The sequence below is a fragment of the Pseudoalteromonas espejiana DSM 9414 genome, assembly GCF_002221525.1.
Classification (GTDB): Bacteria; Pseudomonadota; Gammaproteobacteria; order Enterobacterales; family Alteromonadaceae; genus Pseudoalteromonas; species Pseudoalteromonas espejiana.
The window spans coordinates 1789690-1811235 of sequence record NZ_CP011028.1 but is presented as its reverse complement, the minus strand read 5'-3'; the positions used below and the strand labels follow the sequence as shown (position 1 = coordinate 1811235).

The following is a 21546-nucleotide window of genomic DNA, read 5'->3' as shown; positions in this document are numbered from 1 at the left end:
TATTAGTATGAGTACGGTGCATTTTAGTTGCTGTTAGTTAATTAACTGCTTTGTTAGTAAGCCTCTACCGCCATGGCTACGGCTTCGCCGCCACCAATACATAAAGACGCAATTCCTTTTTTAAGGCCACGGTTTTTAAGGGCGTGAATCAGTGTTACTAAAATTCGCGCGCCGCTGGCACCAATTGGGTGGCCAAGTGCACACGCGCCACCATTTACGTTTACTTTGCTCTCATCAAGCTTTAATTCGTTAATGGCAAGCATAGTTACCATGGCAAACGCTTCGTTAATTTCCCAAAGGTCAACATCAGTGGTTGCCCAGCCTGCTTTTTCAAGCACGCTGTTCATTGCGCCTACAGGCGCTACCGTAAATTCACTTGGTTTTTGAGAGTGCGTACTGTGCGCTACAATTTTACAAAGCGGTGTTAAGCCTTGCGCTTTTGCTTTTGATTCGCTCATTAATATAAGTGCTGCGCCACCATCAGAAATTGACGACGAATTAGCCGCCGTAATGGTGCCGTCTTTTTTAAAGGCTGCACGAAGGCTAGGAATTTTTTCTGGGCGGGCATTACCCGGCTGCTCGTCAATCGATACGGTTACATCGCCTTTACGGGTTTTGATGGTGTGCGGGGCAATTTCGTTTTCAAAGCTGCCATTTTCAATTGCTGTATTAGCTTTACTTAACGAGCCTAGTGCAAATGCATCCATTTGCTCACGGCCAATACCATATTCATCGGCGGTGTCTTGTGCAAAACAGCCCATTGCTTTCTTATCGTAAGCATCTTCTAGGCCGTCGCTCATCATGTGATCTTTAATTTCACCGTGGCCCATACGCATACCACCACGCGCCTTAGGTATAAAGTAAGGTGCATTACTCATGCTTTCCATACCGCCGGCAATTGCACTGCTAATTGAGCCCGCTTTAATTAAGTCGTTTGCTAGCATGGCTGCTTTTAAACCAGAACCACATACTTTATTAATGGTGGTGGCACCGGTACCCAGAGCAAGGCCTGCTTTTAACATGGCTTGGCGAGCTGGCGCTTGGCCAAGACCCGCTGGCAAAACACAACCCATAATTACTTCATCTATTGCATCATTAGCTAAACCAGTTTGTGCCAGTGCACTTGCAATGGCGGTAGCGCCAAGCTCGGTAGATTGTGCATCGGTTAATGCGCCCATAAAGCCGCCCATAGGCGTACGCTTAGCTGCTACAATTACCACTGATTCTAAAGTCATAACTAACTCCGTTGTATTTTTATGCAAATAGTTGTTAGAATATTTGCTCTATTAATTTAGTATTCATTTATTATTTAATACCCATACACAATACTAACGTTTACGCTAACGTCAACTAAAAAACGCTTAATTTTTAGTTTTAAAAGTGTAAGGTTTATTTTCCAGCAGTACGGTTAATCAACACAAATAAAAATAAGCCACTGAATATTAATAATTTAATTTAACATTTCACGCCAACACTCCTTTATAAATAGTTTCATACCACACCGAGCTTTACCTTTACGTAAACTTCACTTATATTGGAGTTATTCGAATGAGGTAAACACAACTATGAAACCAGATAACCAAACAAACTTTGCAAGTTCAGCCAACGTACCTGGCAGTAACGAACAAACCTTTAGCATTAGCGATTTAGCTAAAGAGTTTGATATTACTACCCGCTCTATTCGTTTTTACGAAGACCAAGGCTTAGTAAGCCCAGAGCGTAACGGCCAAACCCGTATTTATTCAAAGCGCGACAAAGTTCGCTTAAAACTTATATTACGCGGTAAACGCCTAGGCTTTACGCTTGCTGAAACAGGCCGTTTGTTTGAACTGTACGACGCCGATAAATCAAGCGCAAAACAGCTGGTGACTATGCTCGACTTAATAGCTGAGAAAAAAGCCGACCTTTCTCAACAAATGGACGACATAAAAGTTGTGCTTATGGAATTAGTGACAGCGGAGCGCCGCTGCAGAGACACACTCAATAAAATAGACGAGTAGCCTATTTTAATAATAAAAACACACTAACAACACACACTCACACAGGAATGAATCATGAGCACTATTTCACTTTATAAAGAGATGAACTTTGGCCTAGGCGAAACCGCCGATATGATCCGCGACCATGTAAATAGCTTTGCAAGCCAAGAAATTGCGCCACTGGCTGAGCAAACTGATATTGATAATGCGTTTCCTAATCAGCTTTGGCCGCAAATGGGCGAAATGGGTGTACTTGGTATGACCGTTTCTGAAGACTTTGGCGGTGCAGGCTTAGGTTACTTAGAGCATGTAATTGCAATGGAAGAAATTAGCCGTGCTAGTGCCTCAATTGGCTTAAGCTATGGTGCGCATTCAAACTTGTGTGTAAATCAAATTAACCGTAACGGTAATCAAGCACAAAAAGAAAAATACCTACCAAAACTAATTAGCGGCGAACACATTGGTGCCCTTGCCATGAGCGAGCCAAACGCAGGCTCTGACGTGGTATCGATGAAACTTAAAGCAGAGAAAAAAGGCGATAAGTACATTTTAAATGGTAATAAAATGTGGATCACCAATGGCCCCGACGCACACACATTTGTGATTTACGCAAAAACAGATTTAAACGCCGGCGCTAAAGGCATTACCGCATTTATTGTAGAAAGCAGCTTTGCTGGGTTCTCTACTGCGCAAAAGCTCGACAAGCTTGGCATGCGAGGCTCTAACACCTGTGAACTGGTGTTTGAAAACTGCGAAGTACCAGAAGAAAACATTTTAGGTAACTTAAACGAAGGCGTTAAGGTACTAATGAGTGGCCTTGATTACGAGCGTGTAGTACTTGCTGCTGGCCCACTTGGCATTATGCAAGCGTGTATGGATATAGTTGTGCCTTATATTCATGAGCGTAAACAGTTTGACACCCCTATTGGGCAATTTCAGTTAATTCAAGGCAAAGTAGCCGACATGTATACGCAAATGAATGCAGCGCGCTCATACGTTTATACTGTTGCAAAAGCCTGCGATCGCGGCGAAACCACCCGTAAAGATGCCGCAGGCGCCATTTTATATGCTGCTGAACTTGCCACCAAAATGGCGCTAGATGCCATTCAAATTTTAGGTGGGAACGGCTACATAAACGAATACGCCACAGGGCGCTTACTACGTGATGCCAAATTATACGAAATTGGCGCTGGCACTTCAGAAATTCGCCGCATGCTAATTGGCCGCGAACTATTCACCGAAAGCCGTTAAGGATTAAATTATGACGATATTAAAATCGAGCGTTAATCCTCACGATCCTACTTTTGTTCAAAATCACAAAAACATGGTGGCTTTAGTTGATGATTTACAAAGCAAAGTGGCTACCATTAGCTTAGGCGGTGGTGCTGCATTAAAGGAGCGCCACGAAGGGCGAGGTAAATTATTTGTACGCGACCGCATTAGCACCTTATTAGATGAAGGCTCACCGTTTTTAGAAATTTCGCAATTTGCAGCCTTTGGTGTATACGAGCAAGAAATTGCCTGTGCAGGTGTAGTGGCAGGTATTGGCCGTGTTAAAGGCATTGAGTGCATGATCATTGCAAACGATGCCACGGTAAAAGGCGGTACGTACTTTCCGCTTACTGTTAAAAAGCATTTACGCGCACAAGACATAGCTGAGCGCTGCCACTTACCATGTATTTATTTAGTTGATTCGGGCGGTGCTAACCTGCCTGAGCAAGACGATGTATTTCCTGATAAATTGCATTTTGGCCGCATTTTTTACAATCAAGCTCGTATGTCGGGTAAAGGCATTCCTCAAATTGCTGTGGTAATGGGTTTATGTACCGCAGGCGGCGCATACGTACCCGCTATGGCGGATGAAAGCATAATTGTAAAAGAGCAAGGCACTATATTTTTAGCAGGCCCTCCCCTTGTAAAAGCAGCCACGGGTGAAGTAGTAAGCGCCGAAGACTTAGGCGGCGCCGATGTGCATTGCAAAACCTCAGGGGTTGCCGATCACTTTGCTGAAAATGACGCGCATGCGCTGTCTATTGCGCGCCAATGTATTGAGCGTATTAATTACACGCGCCCTACAGCGCCGTTACTTAAACAAGAGCTAGAGGATGTAAAACCACCCCGTTACGATATAAACGAGCTTTACGGCATTGTAGGCACCGACCTTAAAAAGCCGTTTGATGTACGCGAAGTAATAGCCCGCACAGTGGACGACTCATCATTTGATGAATTTAAACGTTACTTTGGTGAAACGCTGGTAACAGGTTTTGCCAGTATTTATGGTAACCCTGTAGGCATAGTGGCAAATAACGGTATTTTATTTAGTGAATCGGCGCAAAAAGGCGCGCACTTTATTCAGCTATGTGCACAGCGAAACATTCCTTTAGTGTTTTTACAAAATATTACCGGCTTTATGGTAGGTAAAAAATACGAAGCCGAAGGCATAGCAAAGCACGGCGCTAAAATGGTAATGGCGGTTTCGTGTGCCGATGTGCCTAAATTTACGGTACTAATTGGTGGCTCTTACGGCGCTGGTAACTACGGTATGTGTGGCCGAGCATTTGAACCAACAATGATGTGGATGTGGCCCAATGCCCGTATTTCAGTAATGGGTGGCGAGCAAGCCGCAGGCGTATTAGCGCAAGTTAAGCAAGATGGTTTAGCACGTAAAGGCCATAGCATGAGCGAGCAAGAAGTTAGCGATTTTAAAAAGCCAATTATTGATCAATACGAAGAGCAAGGCCATCCGTACTACGCAAGCGCGCGCTTGTGGGACGACGGCATTATTGATCCTGCCGATACCCGTAACGTATTAGGCCTTGCCTTAAGTGCAGCTAACAATGCACCACAGCAAGACTCTAAGTTTGGCGTATTTAGAATGTAACCGGAGCGCAAAAATGTCAGTAACACTACAAATAACAAAATCTAATGTGGCTGTACTTGTTTTAAGCCGAGTTGAAAAACGTAACGCATTTAATAGTGAAGTAATACACGAGCTAATTCAGTGCATAGAGCATGCAAATACGCTGGGTATTCGCGCTTTGGTTTTAAAAACTGAAGGAAAGCATTTTTCTGCAGGTGCCGATTTAGCCTGGATGAAATCAATGGCTGATAACAATTACGCCGATAACCTTGCCGACTCTATGCAACTCGCTAAGTTAATGCAGGTGTTAGCGACCTCCCCTCATCCAACCATATGTGCTGTACAAGGCGCTGCGTTTGGCGGAGCGTTAGGCTTAATTGCTTGTTGCGATATTGCCCTAAGTAAAGATGACGCTCAGTTTTGCTTAAGTGAAGTAAAATTAGGACTCATCCCTGCGGTAATTAGCCCCTATGTTATTAAAGCAATTGGTGAGCGCGCTGCGCGCCGCTATTTTTTAACCGCCGAGGTGTTTGATGCCCACACAGCAAAACAACTTGGTTTGGTTCATCAGGTAACCGGTAATTTAGATTGTGCGCTTGATAACATGCTGCAAACATTAATCGATAACGGCCCTGTCGCTGTAAAAGCCGCTAAATTATTAATAAATGATGTAGCAAATAAGCCAATTAACGATGAACTTATTGAGCTCACGGCCGAACGTATTGCAAAAATTCGTGTATCTAATGAAGGCCAAGAAGGGCTAAGTGCCTTTTTTGATAAACGCCCTCCCGCTTGGCAACTGTAGGATTAATTATGAACACACACACTTTAAAAAAGATATTAATTGCCAACCGTGGTGAAATTGCATGCCGTGTAATGCGAAGTGCAAAACAAATGGGGTTGACTACAGTGGCTGTTTATTCCGACGCCGACAAACATGCACAACATGTAAAAATGGCTGATGAGGCCTACCACATTGGCCCAGCACCCAGTAAAGACTCATACCTAGTTGCCGACAAAATTTTGCAAGTGGCTAAAAACGCAGGCGCTGACTGTATTCACCCAGGTTATGGATTTTTATCTGAAAACAGTGAATTTGCTAAAGCCTGTGAAGCTAACAATATTGCGTTTATTGGCCCACTTGCAAGCAGCATAGAGGCTATGGGCTCTAAAACCCGCGCTAAAGAAATAATGGCCGCTGCCAATGTGCCGCTAGTGCCGGGGTATTATGGTGATAATCAAGACCCTGCTTTTTTACAATCTGAGGCGGAAAAAATTGGCTACCCCGTGCTAATTAAAGCGGCCTTTGGTGGCGGCGGTAAAGGCATGCGCGTTGTTGAGCAAGCCAAAGACTTTATAACTGCACTTGAGGGCGCACAGCGCGAAGCAATAGCTGGCTTTGGTAACGACTTAGTACTGCTTGAGCGCTACGTTAACCAGCCTCGCCATGTAGAAGTACAGGTATTTGCCGATAACCACGGTAACTGTGTTTATTTAGGGGATCGGGATTGTTCCCTGCAGCGCCGTCATCAAAAAGTAATTGAAGAAGCCCCTGCGCCTGGTTTAAGCGATGAACTACGCAAAGAAATGGGTGAAGCTGCAGTGCGCTGCGCTCTGGCAATAAATTACAGAGGTGCAGGTACGGTTGAGTTTTTACTGTGCGGCGATGAGTTTTTCTTTATGGAAATGAACACGCGCCTGCAAGTAGAACACCCAGTAACCGAAATGGTAACCGGTGTAGATTTAGTGAGTTGGCAAATTAATATTGCCGCTGGGCAAACACTGCCGTTAACGCAATCAGACATACAACTCCAAGGCCACAGCTTGGAAGCCCGTATTTATGCAGAAGATCCAAGTAACGACTTTATCCCCTGCTCGGGCACAATAGAAGCGTTAAGCACACCACTTAACAGTGAATTTGTACGCATTGATACAGGTATTGCACAAGGCGATGAAATCAGCCCGTTTTACGACCCTATGATTGCAAAACTGATTGTGCATGATGATAACCGAGAGCAAGCATTATCGCGTTTACGCCATGCACTTGAGCAATTTCACTTAGCGGGTTTTAGCACTAACATTGGCTTTTTACATAACTTAGCAAGCCACCCTACGTTTGCTCAAGGTGCGCCAAGTACCCACTTTATTGCTGAGCAAGGTGATGCATTGGTGAGTATTGATAGTATCGCACTTGAAAAAGCACACGTAATTGCAGCCTTTGCTTACCTTGAATCGCTGAGTGCTACAAACGCGGCTGTTCAAAGTGCAAGCCCTTGGCAACAATTAAGTGGTTTTACCCTTAATGCACCGCAAAAAGTGGATGTTCCATTTACAGATTTACCTATAAACGCCGTTAAAACTAAAACAGGTTATGTCATTAACCATAATGAAAAGCCGTTTGAGGTTAGCGGTGAAATAACCCAAAACGTATGCAGCGTGTTTATTAATGGCGAAAAATTTACCGCTCATGTAAGCCACGTTGATAACAGTATTAGCGTGATGTTTGCTGCGCTGCAAATTAAGCTTGCTCTAAATACTAAACATTACATTAGTAGCCATGAAAATGACGCACTGCCACTTGCGGCCCCACTTAATGGCACAGTAGTTAAGCATTTAGTTGAAGTAGGAAGCACTTTAAGTAAAGGCGATGCGGTCGTTATTATTGAAGCCATGAAAATGGAATACACGCTGAGCGCTCCGCACGATGGTATTTTACAAAGCTATTGTTTTGCCGAGGGCGAACTTGTAACCCATGGTGCCCTACTTGCAATTGTAGAAGACACCACAGCGCAGGAGGCATCGTAATGACCGCTTTTCCTACAAAAGTGCGTATTGTAGAAATGGGAGCCCGCGATGGTCTGCAAAACGAAAAAGCGGTGTCTACAAAAGATAAAATTACCTTAATTAATGCACTTAGCGATGCTGGCTTAAAAGATATAGAAGCAGGCGCGTTTGTATCACCTAAATGGGTGCCACAAATGGCCGACTCAGCCGACGTGATAAAGGCACTTGATTTACCCCATGTAAATTTAAGCGCCCTTACGCCTAATTTAAAAGGTGCCCAAGCTGCACTGGATGCAGGTGTTAAAGAATTTGCTATTTTTACTGCTGCAAGCGAATCGTTTTGCCAAAAAAACATAAACTGCAGCATTGATGAAAGTATTGAGCGCTTTAGTGAAGTAATGGCGTTTGCAAAAGCCAATAACATACGCGTACGTGGTTATGTAAGCTGCATTGCTGGTTGCCCATACGAAGGTAACATAGCGCCACAAAAAGTGCTTGAAGTAACACAAAAGCTACTTGCACTTGGCTGTTATGAGGTAAGCCTTGGCGATACTGTAGGTGTCGGTACCGCCAGTAAAATTACCGAGGTGATATCTTTATTATTACAACACATAGATAAAACTAAATTAGCGGTTCACTTTCATGATACTTATGGCCAAGCGCTCACAAATATTTACTCAGCACTGAGCTTAGGAATAGCAACGGTTGATGCCGCTGTTGCGGGCCTTGGCGGCTGCCCTTATGCAAAGGGTGCGTCAGGAAATGTTGCCACTGAAGATGTTGTTTACTTACTCAATGGGCTTGGCATAGAGCATGGAATTGATTTAGAAAGGTTAAGTAACGCAGGGTGGCAAATTACACAAGCACTTGGCAAAGCCCCTGTAAGTAAAGTGGCAATTGCACTGCACAACACACAAAAATAATAGTTTGACTCGCCAAATGGCAGTTAACACAATGAGGAGAGTCTCATGGCCGGTTTTGATAAAGTGGTTTCTAGTTACGAAGCTGCAATGGCAGGTTTAAAAGATGGCGATACCGTAATTGCTGGTGGTTTTGGCTTATGCGGTATTCCTGAGGGCTTAATTAAACACATTAAGCACATGAAAACTAAAGAGCTAACGGTAGTTTCTAATAACTGCGGTGTAGATGACTTTGGGTTGGGTATTTTACTCAAAGACAAACAAATAAAAAAAGTGATTGCCTCATACGTTGGCGAAAACGCCCTGTTCGAACAGCAACTTCTTAGCGGCGAAATTGATGTAGAGCTTACCCCACAAGGCACGCTTGCTGAAAAAATGCGTGCAGGTGGTGCAGGTATCCCGGCTTTTTATACCGCTACAGGTTACGGTACCCCTGTTGCTGAGGGCAAAGAGGTAAAAGAATTTAACGGTCGCCCTTATATTTTAGAAGAGTCTATAACGGGTGAGTTTGCCATTGTAAAAGCGTGGAAAGCCGACCGATACGGTAATTTAGTGTTTAGACACACCGCGATGAACTTTAACCCTATGGCGGCAACAGCAGGTAAAATAACCGTTGCTGAAGTAGAGGAAATTGTAGAACCCGGTGAGCTTGAGCCAAGCCAAATTCATACCCCTGGTATTTTTGTTAATCGCGTTATTAAAGGCAACTTTGAAAAACGCATTGAACGTGTAACAACACGAGATTAAGCAGGAGCACAGTTATGGCATTATCACGTGAACAAGTTGCAATGCGCGTTGCACAAGAACTACAAGACGGCTACTACGTTAATTTAGGCATAGGAATTCCGACACTCGTCGCAAACTATGTACCTGAAGGTATTGAAGTTATGTTACAGTCCGAAAATGGCCTGTTAGGTATGGGTCCCTACCCTACAAAAGCAGAATTAGACGCCGATATGATCAACGCGGGTAAAGAAACCGTGACAGCTGCAACAGGCGCAGCCATATTTAATAGTGCAGATAGTTTTGCCATGATACGGGGTGGTCATGTAGACTTAACCGTTCTGGGTGCATTTGAAGTTGACCAGAACGGCAACATTGCGTCGTGGATGATCCCAAAAAAGCTGATTAAAGGCATGGGTGGCGCGATGGACTTAGTCGCTGGCGCGAAAAATATTGTTGTTACTATGACCCATGCAAGTAAGCATGGGGATTCTAAATTGCTAGAAAACTGCTCTTTACCGCTTACAGGCGTTAATTGCGTTAAAAAAATAGTAACAGATTTAGCCGTGTTAGAAGTTAAAGACGGCGCATTTCATTTATTAGAGCGTGCTCCTGGCGTATCAGTTGATGAAATAATTAGTAAAACAGCAGGTAAATTACTTGTTGACGGTGAAGTACCAGAAATGGTTTTTTAAATTATGTGACTGATCACATAAATTTAAATAGCTTTACCATGTACCGACCTCATTCCCAGTGCCAATGGCGCTGAGTTACCCAAAATCCCTCGCAAGAGGGATTTTTTTTGCCTATTACTGTCTTATTCATACATCTGTAGTAAATTTATATCTATAATAGCGTTATAAATAAAATGTAAGCGCTTAGATTAATTGCACTAATTTGTAGATAGCCTGCACCTTTTTTGTGAACTACCGTCAATTTTATTTTTAACTAATTGATATTATTACATTAAATAGTTGGTTCGATTTTTGCCTTAGATAGGCGTCTTAATAAATTAAATAATACTGGAAAACATGCAAACTCCTATACGTGGCCTCCGCTCTTTTTGCTTTGCAGCAAGAAGTTTAAGTTTTAAGCATGCAGCCAATGAGCTGTACTTAACGCCGTCTGCGGTAAGCCATCAAATAAAACAACTTGAGGAACAACTTGGAATAGAGCTATTCCAACGTAAAACACGCTCTATTAGTTTAACTACAGCAGGTAAAAACTTTTTTGATGCTATATCTCCCATTATTAGTACCCTGGAGGGCACTATTAATGAGTTTAGTCAGATGCAACAAAATACTAATTTAACAATTACGTTGCCTGAATTTTTTGCCAGCGAATTGCTTATGCCAAAGCTTAGTGAGTGGACCTCAGAGCATCCTAATATAAACTTGCAAATGGATACGCTAAAAACCCGTAAAGAGTTAACGCGTCATAGTGATTTATCGATTGTTTTGTCATCGAGTAAACCCACTGAAGGCTTAGCTACAGAGCTGTTTAATCTTGAGTACATACCTGCATGTAATGAAAAGCTTTTAAAGCAATGGAAAGACGATCATTGCCAAGCGCTTAATCAAGTACCGCTTATACTACATAAAGCGCGCCCGTGGGCATGGCATCAGTGGGCTGAAAAAGCGGGAATTGATGACTTTTCGCCTACACAAATTATTCAGATAGACAGTATGTTTGGTGTAGCACGGGCAGCACAGCAAGGTATAGGCATTTCACTTATTCCATTACCAATTAGTCAAAGTTGGATTGATGAACAATGGCTATATAAACTTTTTGAGCGGCCCCTTACCACTAAAGATAAATATTACTTAGTTCAGCATGAAACTAACACACCCAATCCGGCACTAGATTTATTTGCAAAATGGGTTGTATCTACTTTTCGAAAAATTCAAAGTTAACTTATATTGGGCGACGAGCACCTAAAGCACGCAATACTACTTTTTAATTATTTTAAAATAGTTACTTAATCGCCGCCCTATTATCCCCCTTTGCGATCCTTTAGTTTTACTTATTAATAAACAATCACTTAAAAACACACCCTAGACTAAAGTCTATAACTTAATTTTTTTCACTTATTAGTTTTATTTTTATCGTTTGTCGAGTTTGTAGGTTTATTTTAAAGTTAATCCATCGCAAACAAGCAATGAAATATCTTTAGTTATTTAAAGTAATTTTTTGTTTTGCACCAAATAAATGCAACCTTTTTAGAGGTGATAGCTCTAACTAGGTAATAAAAGAATCTTATATTGTGTGTGTAAGATGTTGTCAGTGTGAAAAAGCAGTTCAAGTTAGGTGGTGACTTAATTTGAACTGTTTTTATTCAATCAACTCCACGCAGTAATAAAATTAGCTACGTTGTAGCAAACCGAATCTTATATTGTGTGTGTAAGATGTTGTCAGTGTGAAAAAGCAGTTCAAGTTAGGTGGTGACTTAGTTTGAACTGTTTTTTATTCCACCAGCTCCACGCAGTAATCAAATTAGCTACTTTGTAGCAAACCTAATCTTATATTGTGTGTGTAAGATGTTGTCAGTGTGAAAAGCGGTTCATGTAAGGTGGTGACTTTATATGGGTCGTTTTTATTATCCCCCCTATTTATTCAATGATTATCTTATGCTTCAGCTTAAGTGCATTTATTTTTTGCTGATTGTTTTTTAAAAAAGCATTAAATTTTTCAACTAACTTAGGATAATTTATTGTAGATAATAAAAAGGCTTGCTCATCTACTGGTAAATGGTGCTGAAAATAAACCGGCACTGTGGTGTCAAAAAACGCTCCTAAGTTATATTCAAGTACATCATGAGATATGTATATGCAGTCTATTCGCTCTTTGTATAGTAAGTAGATCATTTCGATTACGTTGTCGGTTTCAACTACTTTAAGTGCTGGCTTGGTAGTGAGTTCATTTAAGCCTTGCAAAGTAAAACCGCGCACCTTAGCAAGTGATTTACAGTCTTTAAGTGCAATATTTTGTTTTAAACTGGCTATACCGGTATGAGTAACTAAAGAAGGTTCAGAATAATTAATGGCTGTGTTAAGCGCCTGTTTGTAACCCACTTGCCAATTAGGATTATCAGGATATTTAAAGTCTACGTGGTGATGTTCTATAAACTCTTTATACAACCGTGGAATAGGTAGTGAATAAAACTCTAATTTTATACCCTGTTTATCAGCAAACATTTCTAATAATTCGCGGCTGTAACCATAGTAGTCAAGTTTATTAGTACCACTACCATCGTAATAAGGTAGATATTCTATATTTTCTACACCGACTACGTATTTTTTAATAGGCTCTGCAAACGCCAGATCTGCAGCTAAAAATCCATAAGTGAGCGCTAGATAGTTAAACAATTTGATAATCTGTTACAGCCTATTTTTAAATGTCTATTTTAATTTATATATCATATTCGCAGTTTGTTAAAGTTTAGTTATACAAAAAATAAAGCCCGATTAAATCGGGCTTAGCTAGGATCTGTTGATCTTTCAAGGTTAAATTTGCAAAGATCAACAGACCCTAATAATTTTAGCTTTTATCACGTGGGATAAACTCAAGTACCGTTGCGTTAATACAGTAACGGTCTGTACCTCTTGGCCCTTCACCTGGAAATAAGTGCCCTAAATGAATACCTGTGCTTTTAGATTTAAGCTCAATGCGTGTCATACCCCAGCTGCTATCATCGTGCTGAGTAACGCTATTTTTAACCGGATGCTTGAACGAAAGCCAGCCAGTGCCAGAATTAAACCTATCGCGCGTATCAAATAATGGCTCACCACTTAGTTTATCAACAAATGTGCCATCGGGCGTGTTTCTAAATTCTTTGTATTCTTTGCAATAAGGTCGGTCTGTTCTGGCATTAAACGCCACTTTATACGCATCGCTATTGCCTAATTTAAATGCACCGAGTGCTTTATAAAACTCCTCTGGAGATGCATAGCCTTGGCGTGCGTATACTTCTTCACCATTTTCTAAAAATAAAATAGTTGGCGTAGCCCATGTTGCCGATTTAATTTTTAATCCCTCAAGCTGATCAGCATGGCGAAACGACATAGGTATGGTGCCTTTATAGTCATTAGCCACTGCCTTTTTAAACTTTTCACAATATGGGCAGTATTCACGCGAATCAAGCACCACAATATGCTTGCCTTGGGTTAAAAAGCTATTATCAACACCTTCAACTGGCGCTTTATTAAATACCACACCGGTAGAATGATCAGGACAGTAGCCATTAGGGTTCTTTTGCAGGTAGTTTTGATGGTACTCCTCAGCAGATACAAACCCTTCAAGTGGTTTTATAACTGTTTCTATTTTCCCATAATTAGCTGTTGTTAATAATTGTTGATACTCAGATTTAACTTGCTCAGCAATGTCTGCTTGCGTATCTGTTGTCGTTAATATAACTGAACGGTACTGCGTACCTACGTCGTTACCTTGGCGGTTTTTTTGCGTGGGATCATGACTCTCAAAGTAATTTTTTAATAAATCTTCTGATGAAATAATATTACTGTTATACATAACTTGTACAACTTCGGCGTAGTTATTTTCATCAAACCGGCGAGCTTTATCAGTGACGTTTTGATACGTTGCTTTAAAACCTTGCCCATCGGCATAACCCGATTCAGCATTAATAACGCCATTTAACGCTTCGTAACGTTTTTCAGCCCCCCAAAAACAACCCGAACCCAACACGATGGTTTCTATGTGCATGGTTGCCTCTACGTTACTGTGCTCCACTTTTTCCATAGATAATGCAAAGCTTCCTGCGCTAAATAAAATAGCAGCGCCAGATAAGTAAATTAAGCGAGAATGTGTCATAAATACCTCTAAAACAGATGTGTTTTAACTAAGACCTAACCACCAGCGTTTTAATTTCATGGACAAAGCGCTTTAGTTAAATATATTAATCTGTAATTTATTACGTTTAATATATAAACAACGTTTAGTTTTTCTTATCGCAACGCACTGAATAAAATTATAAAACTATGTTAGGTTTGCCTTATGTTGTATAAAAAAAATGACTTATGACACCGACTTCACAAATATATGTACTCACAAATAACAGTTTGCTTTTAGATGCAGGACAAGCAAACCAAGGTGATGTTTTACAAATTCAAAAAAAAATTTGGGCGCTAGCAGCTCACCTTCAACATACAAATGAATTTACCGATATCGTTCCAGGGATGAATTCACTCACGTTATACTTAAAGTTTGCAGCTGATTTAGATAAGTGGCAAAGCGCACTAGCCCAACTATGGGAAGATATTGAGGCGACATCGTTTAAAGGGACTCACCACAACATAAAAACAAATTACCAAGGTGAAGATTTAAACTACGTAGCTAAAACAAATAATCTAACACCTGCGCAAGTAATAGAACTGCACAGCCAAGCAACTTACCATGTTTTATTTTTAGGTTTTCAACCCGGTTTTGCATACCTTTATGGCTTATACTCACGTTTGTATATTCCGCGCAGAGACATTCCCCGTACTAAAGTGCCTAAAGGCGCTATTGCATTAGGGGCTAAACAAACCGCCATTTATCCTGCAGAATCGCCAGGTGGTTGGCAAATTATAGGCCATACCGACACTAAGCTATTTGACAGTACTCAACCTAACCCCTGCTTATTTAAGCCCGGCGACACGTTAACGTTCATTAATATAAATGCTGAGCAAGGAGAGTAGCGTGATAAAAGTATTAAAACCTGGCGTACAGTTAACAATACAAGATAAGGGGCGTATAGGGTTTCGCCACTTAGGTATTAGCCAAACCGGTTGCTTAGACCCTTATGCACAAGTTATCGCAAACAGACTTATTGATAACAACGATAACGAGGCCGTGCTTGAAGTCACTCTTGGACTTTGCGAACTTCAATTTGAAGCAGACACCGTAATAGCTTTACAAGGCGCTGATTTAAATGCCTCTTTGGATGATACCCCTATTTACCCCGGATGGAGCTACGAGGTTAAAGCTAAGCAAATTTTGAGCTTTGATACAGGCCGAGCAGGGTTACGCGCTTATGTTGCAATTAAAGGCGGTATTAATGTCGATGAAGTTATGGGCTCTAAATCAACTGATTTAAACGCAGGTTTTGGAGGTTTAGCCGGAAAAGCACTTGAAGCTGGTGATTTAATTTCTATCGCCAGTTTAGATAAACCAACTAAAAGCTTTGTAAAGCGTGGTGCTATTACGCCGCCAAAATTAAAAATGATTCGCGTGCATCCAAGCCCCCACTCATTATTGCTAGGCAATGCACTTATTGAACAGTTTACTAAAATCGCGTTTAAAGTAAGCCATAATAGTAATCGTATGGGTCTAAGATTAGCGCACGAAAATAATTTAACTCATTCGCACTCACTTGACTCCTTAGGTGTAAGCCCAGGGTCGATTCAACTCCCTCCAAACGGCGAGCCAATTGTATTATTAAATGATGCACAAACGACTGGCGGCTATCCACTACTTGGCACTGTAATAGACGCAGACCTGCATCAGTTTGCCCAATTTAGACCTGGCGATTCAATAGAGTTTAAGTTTGTTACTTTACAGCAGGCAGCATTAGCAAAACAAAAACTCAATGGCCATTTAAGTCAACTTAGCCTTGCAATAGCTCATAGCCAACAGTAATAAACGTTTAACTTAAATGAGCTATATATACTTATACTTGCTAAGTAACCTGAACTCTGAATAATAAATCTATCTCTAGCAGCTATTTTAAGCGCTAACTGCGTTGAATTTACTTGCAATAGGCTAGCTATTGACGCGTAAATTCGCCTTGTTTTCACTGAAAACCTCTGGCTAGAGAAATAAGCTTAAATATCATCATGATAAAATATGTTGGTATATCTCTTAACCAGAGTTCAGGTTAAGTAATATCCCAGCTTGCAATGCGCCATATTGGTGCGCAAAAAATACAGAGTGTAATGACCTAAAAGCCGCTAACAACGCCTTTAGTTTATTCGCTGAGCAATTTATCGGATGTAAAAACAACCAATATAAAATTGATTTTACCATTTTGGTGCATCGGTATTTACCATGGTGCATAAATTATTCTTAATTAATTGTAAAAGCAGTGTGACTTGAGTAATTATTTCTGATAAAACAAGGTTTCGCAGCATCGCAAAGTTGCTTTGCTGCACACATAATAGGAATGAGGAGTTACTATGTGTTCAATTTTTGGTGTATTAGATATTAAATCTAACGCCGCTCAGTTGCGTACCCAAGCAATTGAAATGTCGAAGCTGCTTAGGCACCGTGGCCCTGATTGGTCTGGTGTTTATTCATCTGAAAAAGCGATTTTAGTGCATGAGCGCTTAGCCATTGTTGGCGTATCAAGCGGCGCACAGCCTTTATACAACCCTGAAAAAACAAATATTTTAGCGGTTAATGGCGAAATTTATAACCACAAAGAACTTGCAGCAGAGCTAAATGTTGATTTCGAATTTCAGACTCAGTCAGACTGTGAAGTTATTTTAGCGTTATACAAACAAAAAGGTCCTGAGTTTTTAGATGACCTAAATGGTATTTTTGCATTTTGTTTATACGATGAAGAAAACGATGCTTACCTAATTGGTCGTGATCACATTGGTATTATTCCACTTTACACTGGCCACGATGAGCACGGTAACTTTTATGTTGCCTCTGAGCTTAAAGCACTTTCACCAATCTGTAAGCACATTGAAGAGTTCCCTCCGGGTCATTACCTTTATAGTAAAGATGGAGAGCTTAAGCCTTATTACAAACGTGACTGGGAAACTTTCGACGCAGTTAAAGATAACAGCGCAGAAGCTCAAGACGTTAAAGAAGCATTAGAAGCGGCAGTTAAGCGCCAGCTAATGTGTGATGTGCCTTATGGTGTGCTACTTTCTGGTGGTTTAGACTCTTCTGTTATTTCGGCTATTACACAACGATTTGCAGCTAAACGTATTGAAGATAATGATGAAAGCGATGCATGGTGGCCTAAGCTTCACTCATTCTCTGTTGGTCTTGAAGGTTCACCTGATTTAGCGGCTGCACAAAAAGTGGCTGATATGATCGGTACTGTTCACCACCCTATCATTTTTACTATTCAAGAAGGTATTGACGCACTACGTGAAGTTATTTACCACATTGAGACGTACGATGTAACCACTATTCGCGCATCAACCCCTATGTATTTAATGGCTCGTCAAATTAAAGCAATGGGTATTAAAATGGTGCTTTCGGGCGAAGGTGCAGATGAACTATTTGGTGGGTACTTATACTTCCATAAAGCGCCAAACGCACAAGAGTTTCATGAAGAGTTGAACCGTAAAGTGTCTAAACTGCATATGTTTGATTGTTTACGTGCTAATAAATCAATGGCGGCATGGGGTGTTGAAGCACGTGTACCGTTCCTTGATAAAGAATTTGTTGATGTTGCAATGCGCATTAACCCTGAAGCAAAAATGTGTAAAGATGGCAAAATTGAAAAGCACATTTTACGTGCAGGCTTTGACGGCTACCTACCAGAGGAAGTGTTATGGCGTCAAAAAGAGCAGTTTTCAGATGGTGTAGGCTACAGCTGGATTGATACATTAAAAGAGTTTGTAAACGAGCAAGTAAGCGATCAAGAGCTTGCTAACGCTAAGTTTAAATACCCTATTAATACACCAGACTCTAAAGAAGCGTATTACTACCGTACAATTTTTGAAGAGCATTTCCCAGGTGATGCATCGGCTAAGTGTGTACCACATGGTAAGTCAGTGGCGTGCTCTACCCCTGAAGCACTTGCTTGGGACGCATCATTTCAAAACAATGCAGATCCTTCTGGGCGTGCTGCGGGCGTTCATAACGACGCATATGCAAGCAAAGGCTAAACGCTCTTGTTTAACGCAGCATAGGCCTTTTTGGCTTATGCTGCGCTTTATTAAACATACCTTTACCGAATCTGTTTTTTATAGCCATAAACTTAACTTATTAGGCTCAAGTGCCTTAATAGTTATTTACAAAAATGGGCTTACCTCTAAAATGATGCAGCATATAGCATCGAAGTCTAAGCACCCCGCTACCGTATTTTTAAATCTTAATGAAATATCAAAACCCAGATGTAAAATTCGTTGGTTTAATCAAAAAAACGAAATTAAACGTTGTGGACATGGCTCCTTAGCAGCCGCTAAATGCTTAATAAGGCATTTTAATTACTGTCCTAAAGTATTTGTGTCGTCCTCTGATGAGCTATTTAATATAAATATTAAAAGGCAAAAAGCACATCTCAAATTACAAACACTTAGCTTGTATAAAACAAACTATACAAAAGAGCTAACTACTTTATTTTCTCTTCCTATTAAAGCGACATACAGCAGTGCAAATAAAAATAGTTATACAGTTTTGCTATTTGATTCAAAAGAAGATTTAGAAAACTTACAAGTTGATTTTAACGGCTTAGCTAAAGCTCATAACAATGCAATTATTGCACTGAGCATTTCAAGTTCTAACAACGAGAAAGCAGTGGCGCATTTTAGGTATTTTGCACCGCAATTTGGTGTAAATGAAGATGCTGCCACAGGCTCTGCGGTATCGGTTATCGCGCCAATTTTATTTAGACTAGCTAGTTTAAATAAAGTTAAGTTAATACAAAAATCAAGTAATGGCGCGTTGTTACAGTTTATATATAACAACGCTCATGTTGAAGTGAGTTAAATAAGCTTATTGCGGTCGTAATAAGCAAAGTGCAAAGTAGTTGTTATCATCCTGCCATGTTTGCGCTAAGTTTAAGTTAGCTTGCCCTGCAAGTTGTTTAAACGACTCAAGAGTATACTTATGTGAATTTTCAGTATGAATACTTTCACCTTTAATAAAATCTACTCGTTGGTTATTTATCACCGCACTTTGGTCGCACTTACTCACTAAGTGCATTTCTATGCGGCTATGCTGTTCGTTAAAGCGCGATTCGTGACTAAAGTTATCTAAATCAAAAGTACCGTTGAGCTCATTATTAATTCTTTGTAGCAGGTTTTTATTAAATGCTGCAGTAATACCCGCTTTATCGTTATAGGCATCAAGTAATACTTGGCGCTCTTTTACTAAATCTATGCCAATTAATACATAACCATTTACACCACATAAGCGATGAAAGTTATTCATAATTTCAATCGCTTTTACTGGCGCAAAATTACCAAGTGTAGAACCCGGAAAATACACTAGGTTTGTTTGGCTATCGAGTGAAGTGTCTTTTGTTAGCTGCTTAACCATTTGACTATGAGTAAAGTCGCCCAGTAGTGGCGAAATAGATAACTCAGGAAATAACGGCGATAAGTGAGCTAGAGAGTAGTTGAGCATTTCTGATGATATTTCAAAAGGGACAAATGTTTTTACATTGCTCATATGAGCAAGTAAATACGCAACCTTTTTACCCGACCCACAGCCAGGCTCTATTATCGATAAGTTTTCAGGCAGGATGTTCGCAATGGCTTTTGAGTAGTCTTCTAAAATACCTAGCTCGGTACGCGTAACGTAATACTCTTGTAAGGAGGTTATTTGTTCAAATAACGCTGCCCCTTTATCATCATAAAAATACTTACACGGCAGAGATTTTTGCTGCTGGGTAAGCCCGTGTAAAACATCATTTAAGAAATCTAGGTCGGTTATAGATTGCTGATTAATTGCTGTTACTTGGCTCATAGTATGTCCTTTGCTAGTCTTATGCCGCTACACATCCACGCTTGGTGTGGGTAAAAAAAGTTGCGATAGGTCTCTCTTAAATGATTGTTAGGTGTAAATATACTGCCACCACGTAACACCATTTGATTATTCATAAATTTACCATTGTATTCGCCAGCTGCACCGCTAAAGGGCTTAAAGCCAGGGTAAGGTAAATAAGCACTGTTAGTCCATTGCCAGCATGTGTCACTAAGCTGACTTATTGATTCGTTGCTCTTAGCTACTTTGGGGGTTAAATCACCTTCATCAGTATGTTTTATTGTATTTTGCTGCTGCGCTACATATTCCCATTCATATTCGGTTGGTAATCTTGCGTTAACAAAATTAGCATAGGCAGCCGATTCAAAATAACTCACATGACTTACTGGCGCGTCTAAATTTAATGGCTGTAATCCATACAAGGTAAACTCATACCATTGCCCATCAATAAAGTGCCAATATAAGGGTGAAGAAATTTGCTGCGTTTGAACGTGTGCCCAGCCGTCACTTAACCAATACTCAGGCTTTTTATAGCCCCCCGCGTCTATAAATTGTAAATACTCTTTATTCGTTACTAGGCGATTTGCAAAGCTAAATGAATGTATAAGGGCTTGGTGCTTAGGTTGTTCGTTATCGTAGGAAAACCCAGTGTGAGGGTCGCGCCCTATTGTAATTATACTTTGCTTAAATGCCGTAAATTCAATATTGCTTAGTGGTGTGGAAATAGCTTTATTATCAGGCTGTTGCTCGCTATAAGCGGGAAATGTTGGATTAACCGAAAAGTTATATTTAATGTCCATTAACATCAGCTCCTGGTGCTGTTGCTCATGATTTATGCCCAGCTCTACAATGCTGTTAATTGTATCGTTTGTCTTTGTTTCAAAAAGCTTATCAATAGCACTATCAACGTATTTTCTGTAATTTAAAACAGTATCTAAACGCGGCCTTGATAAACTCCCTCTGTTAGCGCGCTTAAATTGCTCGCCAATACCGTTGTAATAAGAATTAAATAATACCTTAAAGCTTTCATCAAATACGGTGTAATTAGGCAGGTGCTTGGCCAGTAAAAATGTTTCAAAAAACCATGTGGTATGTGCTAAGTGCCATTTCATGGGGCTTGCATCATCCATTGCCTGCAATTGGCAATCTTCAGCACTGAGATGTTTTACAAGTGAAAGACTATATTGGCGAGCGTAGTGAAATTGAGCGTGGATAATTTCAATATTGTGCGCTTCATTCATTTTTTTGTTTAGCATAATAATGTTAGTCCTTTTCACTTTTTGTGATTAAAATAAAGCCTACCTCAGATTTTACCTTTATGCATGTTACATAATGATTAAACCTAACCTTAAACCTTTACACCACCTAGACTAATGTCTTAAGTACTAAATAAGTTTAGTTACCAAGCTTTTATTTTAGTTTAATAACAAACTAATTTTTAACACTCACTGAATTAACAATAGCTTATCTTTTTACTTATAAATAGCTTTTAGCGCTAAGGAATCAGGGATTTATAAGCAAATTGTTTTACATTTAAGATTTAACTCATACACTATTAAGGGTATGATCAGCGACTAATTTAGTTAGTCCTCAAATAAGTTTTGTTGTAATTACT

18 protein-coding genes are annotated in these 21546 nt (G+C 40.4%); 13 read left to right on the top strand and 5 right to left on the bottom strand.

The window, feature by feature from the left end:
- Window positions 1-53 precede the first annotated feature (53 nt).
- A complete protein-coding gene (locus PESP_RS08300; RefSeq protein WP_089347612.1) occupies window positions 54-1235 on the bottom strand; it encodes a thiolase family protein in 1182 nt (393 codons plus the stop codon).
- Window positions 1236-1565: 330 nt separating this feature from the next.
- Between PESP_RS08300 and PESP_RS08295 the strand changes: the two genes are divergently transcribed.
- The 9 genes from PESP_RS08295 to PESP_RS08255 all read left to right on the top strand — a co-directional run bounded on the left by PESP_RS08295 (window position 1566) and on the right by PESP_RS08255 (window position 11179).
- Window positions 1566-2000, top strand: a complete 435-nt coding sequence (locus PESP_RS08295; RefSeq protein ID WP_089347611.1) for a MerR family transcriptional regulator — start codon at window positions 1566-1568, stop codon at window positions 1998-2000.
- A 54-nt stretch (window positions 2001-2054) separates the two neighbouring features.
- Window positions 2055-3230, top strand: coding sequence for an isovaleryl-CoA dehydrogenase (locus tag PESP_RS08290; protein ID WP_089347610.1), 1176 nt, complete (start codon window positions 2055-2057; stop codon window positions 3228-3230).
- A gap of 10 nt (window positions 3231-3240) precedes the next feature.
- Window positions 3241-4860, top strand: coding sequence for a carboxyl transferase domain-containing protein (locus PESP_RS08285; protein WP_089347609.1), 1620 nt, complete (start codon window positions 3241-3243; stop codon window positions 4858-4860).
- A 13-nt stretch (window positions 4861-4873) separates the two neighbouring features.
- Window positions 4874-5644 carry an enoyl-CoA hydratase/isomerase family protein gene (locus PESP_RS08280; protein WP_089347608.1) on the top strand — a complete coding sequence of 257 codons (771 nt, stop codon included), beginning with the start codon at window positions 4874-4876 and terminating at the stop codon, window positions 5642-5644.
- A gap of 8 nt (window positions 5645-5652) precedes the next feature.
- Window positions 5653-7644 carry an acetyl-CoA carboxylase biotin carboxylase subunit gene (locus PESP_RS08275; protein WP_089347607.1) on the top strand — a complete coding sequence of 664 codons (1992 nt, stop codon included), beginning with the start codon at window positions 5653-5655 and terminating at the stop codon, window positions 7642-7644.
- Window positions 7644-8546: a hydroxymethylglutaryl-CoA lyase gene (locus PESP_RS08270; RefSeq protein ID WP_089347606.1), complete on the top strand. Its 903-nt coding sequence runs from the start codon at window positions 7644-7646 to the stop codon at window positions 8544-8546. The genes PESP_RS08275 and PESP_RS08270 overlap by 1 nt, the downstream gene beginning before the upstream one ends.
- 45 nt (window positions 8547-8591) lie before the next feature.
- Window positions 8592-9290, top strand: a complete 699-nt coding sequence (locus PESP_RS08265; protein ID WP_089347605.1) for a CoA transferase subunit A — start codon at window positions 8592-8594, stop codon at window positions 9288-9290.
- 14 nt (window positions 9291-9304) lie between these two features.
- Complete coding sequence (locus PESP_RS08260; protein ID WP_089347604.1) at window positions 9305-9961, top strand: CoA transferase subunit B; 657 nt, start codon at window positions 9305-9307, stop codon at window positions 9959-9961.
- 336 nt (window positions 9962-10297) lie between these two features.
- Window positions 10298-11179, top strand: a complete 882-nt coding sequence (locus PESP_RS08255; protein ID WP_058549139.1) for a LysR family transcriptional regulator — start codon at window positions 10298-10300, stop codon at window positions 11177-11179.
- A gap of 696 nt (window positions 11180-11875) precedes the next feature.
- Here PESP_RS08255 and PESP_RS08250 read toward each other — a convergent pair.
- Both PESP_RS08250 and msrA read right to left on the bottom strand, forming a co-directional pair.
- Entirely contained in the window at window positions 11876-12631 is a 756-nt protein-coding gene (locus PESP_RS08250) for a type 2 periplasmic-binding domain-containing protein (protein WP_089347603.1), read from the bottom strand.
- A gap of 172 nt (window positions 12632-12803) precedes the next feature.
- Complete coding sequence (gene msrA / locus PESP_RS08245; protein WP_089347602.1) at window positions 12804-14093, bottom strand: peptide-methionine (S)-S-oxide reductase MsrA; 1290 nt, start codon at window positions 14091-14093, stop codon at window positions 12804-12806.
- Between the two features lie 206 nt (window positions 14094-14299).
- On the opposite strand from msrA, the gene pxpB reads away from it, so the two are divergent.
- From pxpB to PESP_RS08225, 4 genes are all read left to right on the top strand, one after another.
- Window positions 14300-14959 (top strand): 5-oxoprolinase subunit PxpB, encoded by a 660-nt coding sequence (gene pxpB / locus PESP_RS08240; protein ID WP_089347601.1) that lies wholly within the window; start codon window positions 14300-14302, stop codon window positions 14957-14959.
- 1 nt (window position 14960) lies between these two features.
- Window positions 14961-15899, top strand: coding sequence for a 5-oxoprolinase subunit C family protein (locus PESP_RS08235; RefSeq protein ID WP_089347600.1), 939 nt, complete (start codon window positions 14961-14963; stop codon window positions 15897-15899).
- 536 nt (window positions 15900-16435) lie between these two features.
- The gene (asnB, locus tag PESP_RS08230; protein WP_089347599.1) at window positions 16436-18109 is read left to right on the top strand and encodes an asparagine synthase B; all 1674 of its coding nucleotides are present in this window, start codon (window positions 16436-16438) and stop codon (window positions 18107-18109) included.
- On the top strand, window positions 18093-18932 hold the full coding sequence (locus tag PESP_RS08225; protein ID WP_089347598.1) for a PhzF family phenazine biosynthesis protein: 840 nt from the start codon (window positions 18093-18095) through the stop codon (window positions 18930-18932). Before asnB ends, PESP_RS08225 begins: the two co-directional genes overlap by 17 nt.
- A 6-nt stretch (window positions 18933-18938) precedes the next feature.
- On the opposite strand, the gene egtD is transcribed toward PESP_RS08225, so the two are convergent.
- A complete protein-coding gene (gene egtD, locus PESP_RS08220; protein WP_089347597.1) occupies window positions 18939-19913 on the bottom strand; it encodes an L-histidine N(alpha)-methyltransferase in 975 nt (324 codons plus the stop codon).
- Window positions 19910-21187, bottom strand: coding sequence for an ergothioneine biosynthesis protein EgtB (gene egtB, locus PESP_RS08215; RefSeq protein ID WP_089347596.1), 1278 nt, complete (start codon window positions 21185-21187; stop codon window positions 19910-19912). Before egtB ends, egtD begins: the two co-directional genes overlap by 4 nt.
- Window positions 21188-21546: the final 359 nt, after the last annotated feature.

Coding starts and splice junctions, on each gene's coding strand:
- PESP_RS08300 (WP_089347612.1), bottom strand. CDS start 1,235: ATGACTTTAGAATCAGTGGTAATTGTAGCAGCTAAGCGTACGCCTATG.
- PESP_RS08295 (WP_089347611.1), top strand. CDS start 1,566: ATGAAACCAGATAACCAAACAAACTTTGCAAGTTCAGCCAACGTACCT.
- PESP_RS08290 (WP_089347610.1), top strand. CDS start 2,055: ATGAGCACTATTTCACTTTATAAAGAGATGAACTTTGGCCTAGGCGAA.
- PESP_RS08285 (WP_089347609.1), top strand. CDS start 3,241: ATGACGATATTAAAATCGAGCGTTAATCCTCACGATCCTACTTTTGTT.
- PESP_RS08280 (WP_089347608.1), top strand. CDS start 4,874: ATGTCAGTAACACTACAAATAACAAAATCTAATGTGGCTGTACTTGTT.
- PESP_RS08275 (WP_089347607.1), top strand. CDS start 5,653: ATGAACACACACACTTTAAAAAAGATATTAATTGCCAACCGTGGTGAA.
- PESP_RS08270 (WP_089347606.1), top strand. CDS start 7,644: ATGACCGCTTTTCCTACAAAAGTGCGTATTGTAGAAATGGGAGCCCGC.
- PESP_RS08265 (WP_089347605.1), top strand. CDS start 8,592: ATGGCCGGTTTTGATAAAGTGGTTTCTAGTTACGAAGCTGCAATGGCA.
- PESP_RS08260 (WP_089347604.1), top strand. CDS start 9,305: ATGGCATTATCACGTGAACAAGTTGCAATGCGCGTTGCACAAGAACTA.
- PESP_RS08255 (WP_058549139.1), top strand. CDS start 10,298: ATGCAAACTCCTATACGTGGCCTCCGCTCTTTTTGCTTTGCAGCAAGA.
- msrA (WP_089347602.1), bottom strand. CDS start 14,093: ATGACACATTCTCGCTTAATTTACTTATCTGGCGCTGCTATTTTATTT.
- pxpB (WP_089347601.1), top strand. CDS start 14,300: ATGACACCGACTTCACAAATATATGTACTCACAAATAACAGTTTGCTT.
- asnB (WP_089347599.1), top strand. CDS start 16,436: ATGTGTTCAATTTTTGGTGTATTAGATATTAAATCTAACGCCGCTCAG.
- PESP_RS08225 (WP_089347598.1), top strand. CDS start 18,093: ATGCAAGCAAAGGCTAAACGCTCTTGTTTAACGCAGCATAGGCCTTTT.
- egtD (WP_089347597.1), bottom strand. CDS start 19,913: ATGAGCCAAGTAACAGCAATTAATCAGCAATCTATAACCGACCTAGAT.
- egtB (WP_089347596.1), bottom strand. CDS start 21,187: ATGCTAAACAAAAAAATGAATGAAGCGCACAATATTGAAATTATCCAC.